18 protein-coding genes are annotated in these 14,517 nt (G+C 43.8%); 7 read left to right on the forward strand and 11 right to left on the reverse strand.

Annotated features, from left to right (window positions below):
* The first annotated feature begins 28 nt into the window (after positions 1-28).
* The 3 genes from folP (at position 29) to hemB (ending at position 2,841) form a co-directional block, all read left to right on the forward strand.
* Positions 29-886, forward strand: a complete 858-nt coding sequence (gene folP, locus C1N53_RS16460) for a dihydropteroate synthase (RefSeq protein ID WP_137761534.1) — start codon at positions 29-31, stop codon at positions 884-886.
* The gene (gene cdaA, locus C1N53_RS16465) at positions 883-1,728 is read left to right on the forward strand and encodes a diadenylate cyclase CdaA (RefSeq protein ID WP_137760354.1); all 846 of its coding nucleotides are present in this window, start codon (positions 883-885) and stop codon (positions 1,726-1,728) included. The genes folP and cdaA overlap by 4 nt, the downstream gene beginning before the upstream one ends.
* A 141-nt stretch (positions 1,729-1,869) precedes the next feature.
* Positions 1,870-2,841 carry a porphobilinogen synthase gene (gene hemB, locus C1N53_RS16470; RefSeq protein WP_137761535.1) on the forward strand — a complete coding sequence of 324 codons (972 nt, stop codon included), beginning with the start codon at positions 1,870-1,872 and terminating at the stop codon, positions 2,839-2,841.
* Positions 2,842-2,929: 88 nt separating this feature from the next.
* Here hemB and C1N53_RS16475 read toward each other — a convergent pair whose 3' ends face one another.
* From C1N53_RS16475 to C1N53_RS16495, 6 genes are all read right to left on the reverse strand, one after another.
* On the reverse strand, positions 2,930-3,712 hold the full coding sequence (locus tag C1N53_RS16475; RefSeq protein WP_137760355.1) for a pentapeptide repeat-containing protein: 783 nt from the start codon (positions 3,710-3,712) through the stop codon (positions 2,930-2,932).
* Between the two features lie 477 nt (positions 3,713-4,189).
* Positions 4,190-4,363, reverse strand: a complete 174-nt coding sequence (locus C1N53_RS22600; RefSeq protein WP_168194049.1) for a hypothetical protein — start codon at positions 4,361-4,363, stop codon at positions 4,190-4,192.
* 44 nt (positions 4,364-4,407) lie between these two features.
* Positions 4,408-4,779: a GntR family transcriptional regulator gene (locus C1N53_RS16480; protein ID WP_137760356.1), complete on the reverse strand. Its 372-nt coding sequence runs from the start codon at positions 4,777-4,779 to the stop codon at positions 4,408-4,410.
* Positions 4,780-4,781: 2 nt separating this feature from the next.
* A complete protein-coding gene (locus C1N53_RS16485) occupies positions 4,782-5,522 on the reverse strand; it encodes a hypothetical protein (protein WP_137760357.1) in 741 nt (246 codons plus the stop codon).
* 4 nt (positions 5,523-5,526) lie between these two features.
* Positions 5,527-5,742 carry a hypothetical protein gene (locus C1N53_RS16490; RefSeq protein ID WP_137760358.1) on the reverse strand — a complete coding sequence of 72 codons (216 nt, stop codon included), beginning with the start codon at positions 5,740-5,742 and terminating at the stop codon, positions 5,527-5,529.
* A complete protein-coding gene (locus tag C1N53_RS16495; protein WP_137760359.1) occupies positions 5,726-6,583 on the reverse strand; it encodes an ATP-binding cassette domain-containing protein in 858 nt (285 codons plus the stop codon). The genes C1N53_RS16490 and C1N53_RS16495 overlap by 17 nt, the downstream gene beginning before the upstream one ends.
* A 310-nt stretch (positions 6,584-6,893) precedes the next feature.
* Here C1N53_RS16495 and C1N53_RS16500 point away from each other — a divergent pair, with 310 nt between their 5' ends.
* The 4 genes from C1N53_RS16500 (at position 6,894) to C1N53_RS16515 (ending at position 9,921) form a co-directional block, all read left to right on the forward strand.
* Positions 6,894-7,406, forward strand: a complete 513-nt coding sequence (locus C1N53_RS16500; RefSeq protein ID WP_137760360.1) for an RNA polymerase sigma factor — start codon at positions 6,894-6,896, stop codon at positions 7,404-7,406.
* On the forward strand, positions 7,393-8,181 hold the full coding sequence (locus C1N53_RS16505) for a HEAT repeat domain-containing protein (protein WP_137760361.1): 789 nt from the start codon (positions 7,393-7,395) through the stop codon (positions 8,179-8,181). The genes C1N53_RS16500 and C1N53_RS16505 overlap by 14 nt, the downstream gene beginning before the upstream one ends.
* Before the next feature lie 183 nt (positions 8,182-8,364).
* A complete protein-coding gene (locus tag C1N53_RS16510) occupies positions 8,365-9,192 on the forward strand; it encodes a DUF4097 family beta strand repeat-containing protein (RefSeq protein WP_240773250.1) in 828 nt (275 codons plus the stop codon).
* A 24-nt stretch (positions 9,193-9,216) separates the two neighbouring features.
* Positions 9,217-9,921: a hypothetical protein gene (locus tag C1N53_RS16515; protein WP_137760362.1), complete on the forward strand. Its 705-nt coding sequence runs from the start codon at positions 9,217-9,219 to the stop codon at positions 9,919-9,921.
* Positions 9,922-10,072: 151 nt separating this feature from the next.
* On the opposite strand, the gene C1N53_RS16520 is transcribed toward C1N53_RS16515, so the two are convergent.
* The 5 genes from C1N53_RS16520 to C1N53_RS16540 form a co-directional block, all read right to left on the reverse strand.
* A complete protein-coding gene (locus C1N53_RS16520; protein WP_137760363.1) occupies positions 10,073-10,477 on the reverse strand; it encodes a hypothetical protein in 405 nt (134 codons plus the stop codon).
* Between the two features lie 109 nt (positions 10,478-10,586).
* Positions 10,587-11,990, reverse strand: a complete 1,404-nt coding sequence (gene lpdA / locus C1N53_RS16525) for a dihydrolipoyl dehydrogenase (RefSeq protein ID WP_137760364.1) — start codon at positions 11,988-11,990, stop codon at positions 10,587-10,589.
* A gap of 18 nt (positions 11,991-12,008) precedes the next feature.
* Positions 12,009-12,371 carry a four helix bundle protein gene (locus C1N53_RS16530; protein WP_137760365.1) on the reverse strand — a complete coding sequence of 121 codons (363 nt, stop codon included), beginning with the start codon at positions 12,369-12,371 and terminating at the stop codon, positions 12,009-12,011.
* Between the two features lie 150 nt (positions 12,372-12,521).
* A complete protein-coding gene (gene odhB / locus C1N53_RS16535; protein WP_137760366.1) occupies positions 12,522-14,096 on the reverse strand; it encodes a 2-oxoglutarate dehydrogenase complex dihydrolipoyllysine-residue succinyltransferase in 1,575 nt (524 codons plus the stop codon).
* 61 nt (positions 14,097-14,157) lie between these two features.
* Positions 14,158-14,436 (reverse strand): four helix bundle protein, encoded by a 279-nt coding sequence (locus C1N53_RS16540; RefSeq protein WP_371415933.1) that lies wholly within the window; start codon positions 14,434-14,436, stop codon positions 14,158-14,160.
* Positions 14,437-14,517: the final 81 nt, after the last annotated feature.

Raw genomic sequence — 14,517 nt, forward strand, 5'->3', positions numbered from 1 at the left:
TTTAACTCGATAGACTGAGATGCCAACATTGAACCCGAAAGATAAGCTTTTTCAAAAAAAAAGCACACTTAACAGCCGCGGAAATATCCTTTCCCTCGACACACCGCTGGTGATGGGCATTCTCAACACAACCCCTGATTCTTTTTATTCCGGCAGCCGCCTCGGCTCCATTAACGAAGTGCTCGAAAGAGCAGCCTCTATGCTGGCTGATGGCGCTGATATACTGGATATCGGCGGCTACTCTTCTCGCCCTGGTGCTGCCGATGTGCCTGTAGAAGAAGAACTGGCACGTGTTATTCCCGCAACCGAAGCTATTCTGAAAGAGTTTCCGGATACCATTATCTCCATTGATACGTTTAGGGCTAGAGTAGCAGCAGAAGCCGTTAAAGCTGGTGCTGCCGTTATTAACGACATTTCGGGCGGTACACTGGATGAGGCTATGTTTGAAACCATTGCACAATTGCAGGTTCCCTACATTCTGATGCACATGCGTGGCACGCCCCAGACAATGGCAAGTCTGGCAAATTATGATGATGTGGTGCTGGAGGTAACGGATGAATTACAGGTAAAAGTGGCAAAACTAAAGCAATTAGGCGTGAAAGATATTATCTTAGACCCGGGCTTCGGATTTGCAAAAACGATAGACCATAATTTTAAGTTACTGAACCGCCTGGAGGAACTTAGGGTACTCGAACTGCCTTTATTAGTAGGAGTGTCGCGCAAATCTATGACGTACAAGTTCCTGGGCATAGACCAGTCAGAAGCTTTGGCGGGCACTATTGCTTTAAACACAATGGCTCTTATGAAAGGAGCCGACATTTTGCGGGTACACGACGTAAAAGAAACAAAACAAACTATAGAACTATACAAGAAAACTACGCTTTGATTCCTTTATTTGCCATAGGGTTTTTAGAAATTGAGCTGCTCGATATTATAGACATCCTGCTCGTTACAGTGCTGCTGTACCAATTGTACAAGCTCTTAACAGGTAGTGTGGCACTTAAAATTTTTCTGGGGCTGCTTTCTATCTACCTGCTCTATTTGGTGGTAAGGGCAGCAGGAATGGAGTTGCTCAGTATTATCCTGGGCCAGTTTATGGGTGTAGGTGTACTGGCAGCAATTATCGTGTTCCAGCCCGAAATCAGGCGTTTTCTGTTGCTGATTGGCAAAACAACCGCTTTTAACAACGACCGCTTTTTCCGGGGCTTCCCCTGGCGGCGCGAGCAGGCCGAAAAGCTTAGCCTTACACCTTTTATCGAAGCTGCCAAAACCCTGGCAGGCAAAAACACGGGAGCGCTTATTGTGTTTGCCAAAAGCTCGGAGCTGAAATACTATGCTGAGTCAGGCGACTTGATTGATGCTGTTATCTCGAAGCGACTGCTTATGTCTATCTTTAACAAGACAAGCCCGCTGCACGATGGCGCTGTTATTATTTCCGGTAATCGCATAAAAGCGGCCCGTTGCATTTTGCCTGTAACGGAGAACAATGATATACCAGCCTCCATGGGTCTGCGCCACCGTGCCGCTATTGGTTTAACAGAAGTAACAGATAGTATTGTGTTAGTGGTATCAGAGGAAACAGGACAAATTGCTTTAGTTCGAAATGGGGAGGTGTTTCGAAATCTTTCTTCTGCAGATCTCCGCCTTAAGCTAAACCAGTTCCTGTTCGATACAGAGCAAAAGCCAGCAGCTTCTTCGTCTACTGAGAAATCAATTAATGCTGCCTGATATTACCCGTTAAAAAGCACTAGTTAATAGCTTTCAGAGGTCATAGCTGTCATTATTCCTCCTTAATCTTTCCTTTCCCTCTCCATTCCCCGTACCTTTGCAGTAGATTAGTTTTTGATTTTTAGAGATAGAAATAAGATGATGACCAGGAGACCAAGACGTAATCGCCAGTCGGAGGTGATTCGCAACATGGTACAGGAAAATAACCTGACCATGAACGACTTTATATTACCTGTTTTTATAGTAGAAGGTCAGAACCAACGCATCGAGATTGCCTCGATGCCTGGAGTAAACCGCTTTTCGATAGATACTTTACTTGAAGAAATAAACTCCTGCGTAGAGTTAGGGATAAAAGCTTTCGCTCCATTTGGTGCCATACCAGAAAACCTGAAGGATAAGATGGCAACCGAAAGCCATAATCCTGAAGGATTATATGTAAGGGCCATCCGTGAGATCAAGAAGAACTTTCCGGATGTGGTACTCATGACCGATGTGGCCATGGACCCTTATAGCTCCGACGGGCACGATGGCATTGTAATGAACGGTGAAATCTTAAATGATGAAACGTTAGAGGTATTAGGCAAAATGGCTCTGGCCCAAGCACAAGCCGGCGCCGATATTGTAGGCCCATCTGATATGATGGACGGACGAGTAGGCCATATCCGCAAAGTGCTGGATGTAAACGGTTTTCAGAAAGTAGGCATTATGTCTTATACGGCCAAGTATGCCAGCGCCTTTTACGGCCCGTTCCGCGATGCCCTGGACTCTGCGCCTAAGAGCGGCGATAAAAAAACGTACCAGATGAACACGGCTAACAGCCGCGAGGCCTTGATAGAGGCCGCTTTGGATACAGAAGAGGGAGCGGACTACCTGATGGTGAAACCTGCTTTATCGTACCTGGATATCATTAAGCTGCTGCGCGATAATTCTAATTTACCCATTGCTGCCTATAATATAAGCGGAGAGTATGCTATGGTAAAAGCAGCAGCTCAAAAAGGATGGATCGACGGGGAAAAAGCTATGGTGGAGATATTAATGAGCATCAAGAGAGCCGGTGCCGACATTATCCTGACCTACTTTGCAAAAGAATTTGCGCAGTACTTGAGAAAATAAGTTTAAGGTTGCTATAAAAAATGGCGCCACCCAGAAGGTGGCGCTATTCCTATAACTAATCTAACTTTATTACTTTAAAAAATCTTCATTATCTGCTTTTCTCCAGCAGGTAAGACAGTGTTACCGATCTGTTGTTGATCTTGGTATACTTAAAATCATCTCCTCCTTTAAAGGAAGCTCCTTTCAGATTTATAGGATCAGCTATTTCGGCATATTTAAAATTGGCCATGCCGTTAAAAGCCGCGTTTCCAAAATCTACTCCTTCAGGAAATTTTGCATATTTAAAATCGGCCTCGCTACCGAATGTTGCCTGGTTAAAATTTACAGCTACCGGAAAGGTTACATACTTAAAGTTGGCATAGTTGTTAAACCTTACTTTGCTAAAGTTTATGCTTCCAGAAAATTTGCTGTACTTAAATAAGGCTTCCTCTGCAAACCTACTTCCTGCAAAAGAAGCCGTACCGTTAAAATGAGAATATTTAAGAGCACTCTTCTTTTTAAACTCACAGTTCTCGAAGCGCACCTCTTTTTCAAAATCGGTATTATATACCTCATCCGAAGAATTACCTAATAAATTAAAGCTGCCACTTCCTGAGTTTTCATAAGCCAGCACATCTCCTCTAAATGTGCAGTTTACAAAAGAAACAGGCGCAACTACTGTACTGATATATTCGTTGGAGCCCTTCTTCTTTAACTTCATGTTCTCCAGTCTCGTCATGTTTAAATCGCCGATAATTTCTGCATCTCTGTAAGACACAGCCTCACCTCGGTTTATTTTATCTAAGACCTCTGAAGCATTTACTTTAGTTTGTGCCATTGAAAGTAATGGCAGCAGCGCAAATGCCAGTAGTAGATATAACGACTTTTTCATAGGATCAAGTATATATAGGGTAGAATTAATTATTACCGAAGCAAGACAGGCTATAAATTATTTAACCTGCTTAACCTAAAGATGAAGTTAACATGGCAAAGGTTGCCTCAGGTATAAAATTTTTATTTTGATAAGAGGTTATTAATCCTGCAACAGGCACGTATCAATTGGCTGAATTTAGCACCTGTGAAGGCTATTATAGCGCAAGGAAGTTTCTACAAGGCATTAAATTTACTCAGGTAAGCTTTTCCGCTTTACAGTGGAGGTTCCTCAGCAGCGCCGGGTGCGCAGAAATAACTTAATGTGGCATGTTAAATTACTCCTGCTTACACCCCTAAAGCGTGCTTTGGTTTTTCATAGTTTTATTTAGTGCGGTAATACTGCTGTATGCAAAATGCCGAAGCAGTATAGAAGAATGTAGTACTGGAACAATGTGGTGGCTCAGCTGCTGGCTTTACAACAGGATTGCAAGGTCTATTACTGCACGACAGGAGCTGCAGGTGCGGCAGGTGCGGCTGGTGCTTCTATGGGAGAGACGTTCTCCATCACACTCTGATCTCCCCGATACACTCTTGCAACACCCAGCAATATGGTAATGAATAGTAGTACGGCAACTAACAGCCCTAACAGGAGTTTATTACTTGTGTTCATTTTTCTTCTTTTTACAGTTATGAAATTAACCAATACCTATCGCGCTACACAGCACCCTCGTTAGACCATGCTTGCGCATACTTCTTCAGGTCCTCAATTGTAAGCCCCAGTAACTGCATGGTTCTGAAGAAAACAGGTAATTCTTCCTGTATAAACTGTTCCTTTTTAAGAGCAATGGTTTTCTCCAGGCCATCTTCGGCTAAGAAGTAACCGATGCCTCTTTTGTTATAGATAATGCCTTTGTCCTGGAGGTAATTAAATGTTCTCATTGTGGTATTGGGGTTAACTTCAAATTCAACTGCCATATCTCTAATAGATGGGATCTTGTCGCCGCTGTCCCACTTTTTCTGTAATATATTTTCGAAGAATCTATCTGCTATCTGAAGATAGATTGCCTGGTTTTCCTTGAATTCCATACTTACACCTGCCTTTCTTTTAATTTGAAATAAGATACTACTAATAGAAATGGAGCCAGCAGATACCAGAAGATAAAGGGAATAACTTTCGTGAAGATAAATTCAGCCGTTTCCTTGAACTCTCCTGTTGGGCCAACCTTTACGCCTCTGTTACCGAACAACAGGTAGCCTAACCCGCCACTGTATGCAGCTAAAGCCATTCCTACAACAATAATCGTAAGCAGTGTTTTCAGGAAGTTATAACCTTTAAAAGTACAGGCACCTAAAAAAAACAACGTTTGCGTTACCAAGAATACTTGCACACATATAAGCACAGGCCTGTCAAACAGGGCAGGAAAATAATCTGGTTGCTTGGCTATAGCACAACTGATGAAGCCTAGCAATGCCATACAAGCCGCATATACTACTATATAAACAGGCGATGAAATAATCCAGGCTCCTACCAATCTTTCAGTTGCAGATACTGGCAAGGTGAGGAAGGTAAAGCTCTTCTGTGGTGAGTTCATCTCATGATACACATTGCTGGTAAACATGTAGCCACCAATCATAAACACCACCAGGTACATGTTTCGTAACCCTAATAAAGTGTCTGTATCTTGCGGATTAAAGTAAGCGAACAGGGCAGATATAATCAGCATAGCCCCCACTACTGCTGCCAGAGAGATCCAAAGGGCTCCCATGTTCATGTATAGCTGCCTTCTGATAAAGAAGCCCAGCCTTGTAAAGTCGAATACTGGATTCATAGTTTTATTTTGCTAAAAATTCATTTAAAGAGTTAGGGTCATTAATCAGGTAGCCAAACAGCAGTTCCGGTAACTGCGCAAGATCAACAGGTTCGGCATATACAAAGCTGGCACATGCGATGGCCGCCACTGCAACTTTCAACGAGTTTGTGTTCATGTGCAGCAAAAGCTGACGAAACCACAAACTGCTTATCTGGCTAAGGTTAAATGCTTGATTCATAGTTTTGGCTGACAAAGTGTCTGTTTATCTTCTCTGCGTCTCTTACAATACCATTAAACAGTAATTCCATATCTACGCGGCTGTCGAGTCCGCTCAGGTTCTTCACAATGCCGGCTCTGCGCCCATGCAGTTCTTCAGAATAAAGTATTTCATCTTCTGGCACACCAGCCAGGTTGTACTCAAACGCCATTCTCTCCGAGATATCGGCAATACTTCTGTTAAAGATGATATTTCCCTTCTCCAGCACTACAATGTTATCGATCAGGTTTTCGAGGTCGCGTACCTGGTGCGTCGAGATCACAATAACTTTCTCCTCATCCAGTGCTGCCGCCATTATTTTTCTAAACTGGCTTTTAGAAGGAATATCCAGGCCATTGGTTGGCTCATCCAGGATCAGCAGGCGTGCATTGGTTGCTAATCCAAAAGAGATAAAGAACTTCTTCTTCTGGCCATAAGACAGCGTCGACAGTTTTACATCAGCCGGGATTTCAAACTCTCTCATGTAAGTCTCAAACTGCTCGTGGCTGAACTTGGCATAGAACACGGCATTGGTTTTAACAAAAGCATTTGCGCTGATGGCAGGCAGGCTAAATTCCTCAGGTATAATATAAATATCCTGAAGCATGTTTGGATTACGATCGGTGGCATCGAATCCGAATACCTGGCATGTACCTGCAATTGGGTACAGCAAACCGGCTAAATGCTTTAATAAGGAAGACTTACCTGCACCGTTTTTGCCTAACAGGCCATAGATGTAGCCGGGCTGCAGGGTAAGATTTAGGTTATTGAAAAGAAGCTTCTTCTTTTTGTACCCAAATTGAACATCTTTTAACTCTATCATCTGCTATTGTTTTAGTGTACTAGTTACTTAGTACACTACAAATGTACGAGAGGTTTTGAGATTGTCAATATTTTTCAGAAAATTTTTTTTTATTATTTAGTGCAGCGTAAAAACTGCTCCTATAGCAACCTGATATATAGCAACATGCCACTTCTATATAATAAGGAAATACACTGTTTAAGCTTTAAAAAGGCTGTTTTTATTTCGCTTTATACTTATGACACAGCACCGGGTAAACAGTAGAAAATTTTATAAAAAAATTTCTTAAACTGCTGTAATGTTTCCCCACCTGTGTCGTCTCTGTTATTGAATGGACTTACAAGAGTTTAAAATAAGGGTACTTCCTGTCAGGCAGAAGCTGTATCGGCTGGCGGTGTTTATGCTTCACGATAAAGAAGAAGCAGAAGACATCCTGCAGGACGCCTTTCTGAAACTCTGGACAAATAAACATAAGCTCCATGCATATACGAGTATAGAAGCCTTTGCCATGAGCATCACCAGAAATCTGTGCCTGGATAAAATAAAAGCCCGCAAGCGCAGACCGCAGGTAGATGTAACAGGGCTGGAGCTGAACTCAAACGAAACAAGCCCTTACCAGCGTTACGAATTCACTGACAGCGTGAGCAAAGTGCATGAACTGGTGGAGGCGCTGCCCGAGCAACAAAAGCTGGTGCTACACCTGCGCGATGTAGAAGAATGTTCTTTTGAGGAAATTGAACAGGTTACAAACCTAACAGTTAACAACATCAGGGTAATACTTTCCAGAGCTCGCAAAAACGTACGGGACGGACTTCTAAAGCTGGAAAATTATGAAGTGGGATAACATAGAAGAACTATTGCAGAAATATTACGAGGGAGAAACCTCTGTAGCGGAAGAGCAAGCACTAAAGACTTATTTTAATCAGACAGAGCCGCTGCCTCAGCACTTAAAAGTTCATGCTGTTCAGTTTAAGCATTATGCACAGCAACAGGAGCAGGTGGTAGATAAATATTTGTCTGAAGATTGGCTGTTCGAAAAAATAGAAGCACCTGTTCCCCAAGGCAGGCAGATCTTCTTTCCAAAGCCAAATAACAGCCTTTACCTACGCATAGCCGCAGGCATTGTATTGTTGCTTGGCGTATTCTGGGCAGGTAATTATTACCGCCGGCTACAGAGTAACAGCAATAACCCTGAGGTTGCCGCTTTACGGGAGGAGGTGCAGGAAATGAAAAAGGTGCTGGCCAGTAGTTCCTCCGCTGAGTATTCTGCCAGTGAACGCATACAGGTTGTTAACCAGAACCTGTCTCCTGCGGATGGCGAAGATGCAGAAATGATCCAGGTGCTTATCAGCACTATGAACCAAGACCCGAATGTAAATGTGCGTTTAGCTGCCTGTGAAGCACTTTATAAGTTTAAAGGCGACCAACAGGTACGGAATGCCTTTGTAAAATCGCTGCCCCTGCAAACCGACCCTCTCATGCAGATTACTTTAATTGACATGCTGGTAGAAATGAAGGAGAAAAGGGCGGTGGACCCTCTTCAGAAGCTGGTTCAGGAAAAGGACTTGCTGCCTATAGTAAAAAACAAAGCGCAGGAAGGTATAGGCATTCTGATGTAATAGAAGATTGGAAACTTCTTTCTGTTGATGCTCTACTGAGAGAGAAGTTGCCTTTAACCACTGCTTACAAAGCAGCAGATATAGCAGAAGCTTTTAAACATTAATTCTCATAATAAAATTAACAACTGCAGAAACGGCATAAGAAACTGCACATCCGGTTTATCTACATAAAAGATTTAAAACATGAAAAAACTAATATTCCTGGCATCAGCCTGCCTGGTGCTGAACAGTACCGCTATGCTTGCTCAATCGGGAGGAGGCCCTAAAAACACAACAGCTTCAACACAGGGTAAAGCCCTTACACATAGTGTGAAGGTTGGAAAAGATGCGAAAGTGCTGATTACCATGTTCAGCAGTAAAGTGCAGATCATCGGTCACAACTCCGACGAAGTAGTGATTGAGACAAACGGTTATACCCCACCTCCTGCCCGTGCGGCTGGTCTGAAGCCGCTCTACAATCAGGCCGAAGATAACAGTGGTTTAGGTTTGGCTGTGACAAAAGAAGGGAATTCTCTGAGAGTTACGAAAGCATCACGCCAGAGCGCGCAGTACACCATCAGAGTTCCTAAGACAGCTTCTGTCGTTTATGAGGAAGCCGACTGGACAGGCGACGATATTACATTAACAGACATAGCCGGTGAGATAGAACTGAAGCTGAATACAGCTGGTGCTACCCTTACCAATGTTTCTGGCCCTGTTATCGCCAACACTACTGCCGGTGATATCAACATTAAATTCTCCAGCTTAAACCAGTCTAAGCCTAGTGCTATATCCAGTGTGGCCGGCACAGTAGATATCTCCCTGCCTGCTACTACAAAGGCCAATTTTAAGTTGAAAACAATACAAGGCGAAGTATACACTGACTTTGATATGAACCTGGAGAAGAACAACCAGGGAGACCTTACCAAGATAGCCGGCGGCAACAACATCAATGGCAAAACCAACGGTGGCGGTGTAGAAATGAGTGTTTACACCATCAGCAACGATATGTTCATTCGCAAAAGCAAGTAACCATCATTAGCTACAAAATAAACTATGAAAAAAGTATTCATCTTAAGCTTGCTGTGGTTCGCATTTACCACCAGCTTACTCGGCCAGTCTAAAACAGTAGAAAAGACTTTGGCTGTACCTGCCAGTAATAAGGTAGATCTTCAACTTAAATTTGCCAACAACATAAAAATCACGGCCTGGGACAAAAAAGAGGCTTCTGTTAAAATTACCTATGAAATCAATAGCGGAAAGTTAAACGATGCTTTAAAGTTAGAGTTTGCAGCAGATAATAACAGCGCTCGGGTAAATGTAGACTTGGATGGCGACCTGCTGAAAACAGGCAAGGCCGAAGACTGCCCTGAAGGAAAAAGCTATGGCTACAGCACCGATGAAAAGGGGCAACGCAGCTATACCTGCAGCACCATTAATTACGAAGTTTTTGTACCCCGCAATGCTGACTTAACGGTAGAAACAATAAACGGTGATATAGAACTCAGGGGTGTAACAGGGCCTGTACAGGCTAAGTCTATCAGTGGCTTTGTAGACATGAGCTGGCCTGCCCAAAAAGGAGCAGCGGTAGCCCTTAAAACAATTACGGGTGAAGTATATTCTGACTTGGATATTGCTCTCCATAACAAAAAGGAGAACCCAATGATAGGGTATGAACTGAAGGGCAACTTAAACGGCGGAGGCTCTAAAGTTAACCTGGAGAGTATCAGCAATGACATTTACCTGCGGAAGCAGGAGTAGGCACTGATCTGCAATGCCTGTACAAGCGTAGCCTTATCACAAGACATGCCTGTAGCCTTCGTTGTGGTAAGGCTGCAGGTGTGTACGTTATCAACCATCTCTCCTTCATTACATACCATACTAAGATGGCGCTTTCTACTAATTACTGGTGCTACAGCTTTGCCAACTGCTGCTCAATTTTAGCCAATTGGTTACGATGCACCAGTGATACCGTACCGCTTTCCTTTTCCTGGTAATGCAGCAGCAACTTCACCTTCTCAAGCAAATTTCTTTTAATTGAAACATTCTGCTCCAGCAAGCTATCCTGTTCCAACAGTTGGACCAGCATCTCAGCCTTCTTTACAGCATCGTGCTCCTGTTGTAGCCAACGTACTATTTCATCGGCAGAAGTATCCAGCAAAAATTTTCTGCTTTTATCGAAATAGGTGACATAGATATTCTCCAGTTCCTCCGCCGTTTCCTCTGCACTTTTATTGTCTTTCCCGTTTATCAGTTTGTTCAGCGCATTCATAAATGATTGAATCATGCGCATGATGTAATCCTGCCTTTGTATCATTTTGAAGCATGTATGTTGTTTTGTATGATAAATTACGCTGCTTTTTGTAAAAAAACAGCGCCACCCTTTTTGGAGTGGCGCTGTTCCTGTTTGCTACATGCAGCGAAACTTAAATATGAATAGCACGATTTTCTGTAGCCGCTAAACAAGCTTCTTTCATGGCTTCGGTATAAGTTGGGTGCGCATGGCTCATGCGGGCAATGTCTTCTGCCGATGCACGGAACTCCATGGCCACCACCGCTTCTGCAATCATGTCGGCCGCACGTGGTCCGATCATGTGCACACCCAGTATCTCATCTGTTTCTTTATCGGCCAACACTTTAACAAAACCGTCTGTGTCCATAGAAGCTTTGGCACGGCCAGATGCTTTGAATGGGAATGAACCGGATTTGTAAGCACGCTTCTGCTCTTTCAGTTGCTCTTCTGTATAACCTACGCCCGCTACTTCTGGCCAGGTATACACCACCCCGGGAATCAGGTTATAGTTGATATGCGGTTTCTGCCCCACAATCTGCTCTGCTACCAATACACCTTCTTCTTCCGCTTTGTGTGCCAGCATAGCACCACGCACTACGTCACCGATTGCGTAGATTCCGGGCACATTTGTTTCCAGATGGTCATTCACGGCAATCATACCGCGTTCGCCCATCTGTACGCCAGCGTTTTCTAAACCCAGGCCTTCGGTATAAGGCTTGCGGCCAACCGATACGAGCACATAGTCTCCTTCAAACGTTACAGATTCACCTTTCGGATTATCAGCAGTTACTTTTACGGTTTCGCCTTCGTTAGTAGCTCCTGTAACTTTATGGTTGAAGAAGAATTCAAATCCAAGTGTTTTCTTCAGCACACGCTGCAGCTCTTTCCCAAGAGCACGGTCCATGGTTGGAATAATAGAATCCATAAATTCTATTACCTGTACTTTGGCACCTAAACGGGCATAAACTGAACCTAACTCCAGGCCAATAACACCACCACCGATAATTATCAGGTTCTTAGGAACCTCTGTCAGCGATAAAGCTTCTGTAGAAGTAATGATTCTTTTCTTATCGATTGGCAGGAAGGGTAGTGCTGTAGGTTTAGAACCAGTTGCAATAATGGTTTTATCTGTTTCAATCTCCTGCACATTTCCATCTGCACCTGTTACCTGAATTTTGTTTTTGCTCAGGAAAGAGCCCCGGCCAAAATAGGTGTCTACTTTATTTTTCTTCATCAGGAAAGCGATGCCGTCGTTGTTCGACTTAATGACCTCTCCTTTACGCTTGATCATCTGCTGCATGTTTACCTGCAGGTTGCTTAACTCAATGCCATGCGTGGTAAAAGTATGCGCCGCATTATGGTAATGCTCAGATGAATCTAAGAGCGCTTTAGACGGGATACAGCCTACGTTCAGGCAAGTACCACCTAATACATTATATTTTTCTATAATAGCGGTTTTGAGCCCCAGTTGTGCGCAACGTACTGCTGCCACATACCCTCCAGGACCAGAGCCGATTACTACTACGTCGTATTTCACCTTTAATATAGTTAAGAGTTAAAAGTTAAGAGTTTTCTTTTTAGATGTAAGAATAATGCTGCTCAGCATCTTCTGTAACTCTGCACAATCTTTATGAGTACTTTCAAAGGCTGCACTTTCAATTAAATTAACTGCGTGCATCAGCCGGAGCCAATAACTTGTTTCCCTTGTTTCTTTTAACGCAAGGTGCAGCTTATAAATAAAATCCGGGGCTAATTGGGCTGCCACAGCCTCTTCAGTATTTGCCCCAATAGAGGTTCCGCTCCTCAATAGTTGCTTTGCCAGCACGAATTTCTGCTTCTGCTCTTTTAGATACTGGTAAAGCTTCACAATCCGTATTGCAAACTGAAATGACTTTTGCGCCACAATACTTTCAGCCATTGGATGAAAAATTAAGAGTTAAAAGTTATTGGTTTTAGTTGTTACGCAGTATTTCAGGAAATATCTATATCCACAACTCTTAACTCATAACCTTTAACTCTTAACTGCGCTTACTGCTGGGAGTCTAAGCTCCCTTTAAAAGGGAGTTGCTTAAACTCCCAGCAGTAAGCGCATTGGATCTTCCAGCAACTCTTTCACGCGTACCAGAAAGCTAACGGACTCACGGCCGTCGATAATGCGGTGATCGTAAGACAGGGCTACGTACATCATCGGGCGAATCTCAACCTGCCCGTTGACAGCTACAGGGCGCTGCACGATGTTGTGCATACCAAGTATAGCCGATTGAGGCGCATTGATGATGGGCGTAGACATCATAGAACCGAACACACCACCATTGGTAATTGTAAAGGTACCACCTGTCATTTCTTCTATAGAAAGTTTGCCATCGCGTGCTTTTTTAGCCAAACGGATAACTTCTTTCTCAATGCCATCCAGTGTCAGGCTCTCTGCATTGCGGATAACAGGCACAACCAGGCCTTTCGGAGAAGATACAGCTATAGATACATCACAGAAATCGTTAAACACAATTTCGTTTCCGTCTATCATGGCGTTAACGGCTGGCCACTCCTGCAGCGCTACGGTACAGGCTTTTGTGAAGAACGACATAAAGCCTAAGCCAACTTCGTGCTTCTCCTTAAACTTGTCTTTATACTTCGCCCGGATGTCCATGATCGGCTTCATATCTACCTCGTTGAAAGTAGTAAGCATTGCCGTTTCGTTTTTCACTTGTACCAGACGACGGGAAACTGTTCTGCGCAGCGAACTCATTTTCTCACGACGCTGATTTCTCTCGCCAGAAGCAGCTGGTGCCGCCGGTGCAGAAGCCTCTTGCTTAGGTGCAGGGGCCGAAGCAGCTGGTTTAGCCGCAGGCTTTTGTGCTTGCTGCGCATCCTCTTTGGTAATGCGTCCGTCACGTCCTGTACCTTGCACATCGGCTGGGTTAATGCCTTTTTCAGAAAGAATTTTACCAGCAGCAGGGGAAGGTGTGCCCGAAGCATAAGTTTGGTTTCCATAACCTGTTGCGGCTGCAGGCTGCGCTGCCGGAGCAGAAGCCGATGCAGCAGGAGCACCTGGCTGTGCTGCAGGTTTAGAAGCGCCAGCACCTGCCACAATGCGGCAAAGCAAACCACCTATTTCTACTGTATCACCTTGTTGAGCCACAATCTGCAAGGTACCTGCCGCCTCGGCCGGCAGTTCGAATGTAGCTTTATCAGATTCCAGTTCGGCAATCACCTCATCCATCTCCACACGATCACCGTCTTGCTTCAGCCAGCTGGCGATGGTTACCTCTGTTATAGATTCACCTACCGTTGGTACTACCATTTCAACTGTTTCGCCGGAACCACTGCCTTGCGCGGCGGCAGGTGCAGCTTCCTGAGCGGCTGGTGCCGATGTTTCAGTTGCAGGAGCAGGGCTGCTGCCAGCGCTACCATCTTCCTCAATACGGCAGATGGTAGTTCCAATTTCGATGGTATCGCCTTCCTGTGCTACTATTCTTAAAATGCCTGCGGCTTCGGCTGGCAATTCAAATGTGGCTTTATCAGACTCGAGTTCAGCAATTACTTCGTCCATCTCCACACGGTCGCCATCTTTCTTTAGCCACTGGGCTATGGTTACCTCCGTTATAGATTCACCTACAGCAGGCACTTTAACTTCTAAGCTCATATTTTGATCAATTAGGAATTACGAATTAATAATTAAGAATTAAGAATTATATATGTTCGAATTAAGTGTCAGTTTTGTCTTTTGTGGTTTTCAAGATAGATCCAGTTATTTTCAAGAGTTCCTCACAATCTAGGAGCAAAGATGCCGCCTGATCCTGATTAATAAAGTTTGTATCCCTTAGCAGCCTTAACCAATAATTTGTTTCTCTAGCTTCTTTATAAGCAATCGAAAGCTTCGAGATAAAATCTTTTCTGCTTTGAGCACCTATTGCTGTACCACTACGGAGTACCTGCTTGGATATAACTGTATCTTTTTTCTCCTGATAAAGGAATTTATACAAATTAACAATGCGAACGGAAAAAGCATAACTTTTGATAGTAATACATTCTCCGCTTTCACATTCTTAATTTTTAATTCCTAA

It is taken from the genome of Pontibacter sp. SGAir0037, assembly GCF_005491705.1.
Taxonomy (GTDB): domain Bacteria; phylum Bacteroidota; class Bacteroidia; order Cytophagales; family Hymenobacteraceae; genus Pontibacter.

Coding starts and splice junctions, on each gene's coding strand:
- hemB (WP_137761535.1), top strand. CDS start 1,870: ATGACCAGGAGACCAAGACGTAATCGCCAGTCGGAGGTGATTCGCAAC.
- C1N53_RS16475 (WP_137760355.1), bottom strand. CDS start 3,712: ATGAAAAAGTCGTTATATCTACTACTGGCATTTGCGCTGCTGCCATTA.
- C1N53_RS22600 (WP_168194049.1), bottom strand. CDS start 4,363: ATGAACACAAGTAATAAACTCCTGTTAGGGCTGTTAGTTGCCGTACTA.
- C1N53_RS16480 (WP_137760356.1), bottom strand. CDS start 4,779: ATGGAATTCAAGGAAAACCAGGCAATCTATCTTCAGATAGCAGATAGA.
- C1N53_RS16485 (WP_137760357.1), bottom strand. CDS start 5,522: ATGAATCCAGTATTCGACTTTACAAGGCTGGGCTTCTTTATCAGAAGG.
- C1N53_RS16490 (WP_137760358.1), bottom strand. CDS start 5,742: ATGAATCAAGCATTTAACCTTAGCCAGATAAGCAGTTTGTGGTTTCGT.
- C1N53_RS16495 (WP_137760359.1), bottom strand. CDS start 6,583: ATGATAGAGTTAAAAGATGTTCAATTTGGGTACAAAAAGAAGAAGCTT.
- C1N53_RS16500 (WP_137760360.1), top strand. CDS start 6,894: ATGGACTTACAAGAGTTTAAAATAAGGGTACTTCCTGTCAGGCAGAAG.
- C1N53_RS16505 (WP_137760361.1), top strand. CDS start 7,393: ATGAAGTGGGATAACATAGAAGAACTATTGCAGAAATATTACGAGGGA.
- C1N53_RS16510 (WP_240773250.1), top strand. CDS start 8,365: ATGAAAAAACTAATATTCCTGGCATCAGCCTGCCTGGTGCTGAACAGT.
- C1N53_RS16515 (WP_137760362.1), top strand. CDS start 9,217: ATGAAAAAAGTATTCATCTTAAGCTTGCTGTGGTTCGCATTTACCACC.
- C1N53_RS16520 (WP_137760363.1), bottom strand. CDS start 10,477: ATGATACAAAGGCAGGATTACATCATGCGCATGATTCAATCATTTATG.
- C1N53_RS16530 (WP_137760365.1), bottom strand. CDS start 12,371: ATGGCTGAAAGTATTGTGGCGCAAAAGTCATTTCAGTTTGCAATACGG.
- odhB (WP_137760366.1), bottom strand. CDS start 14,096: ATGAGCTTAGAAGTTAAAGTGCCTGCTGTAGGTGAATCTATAACGGAG.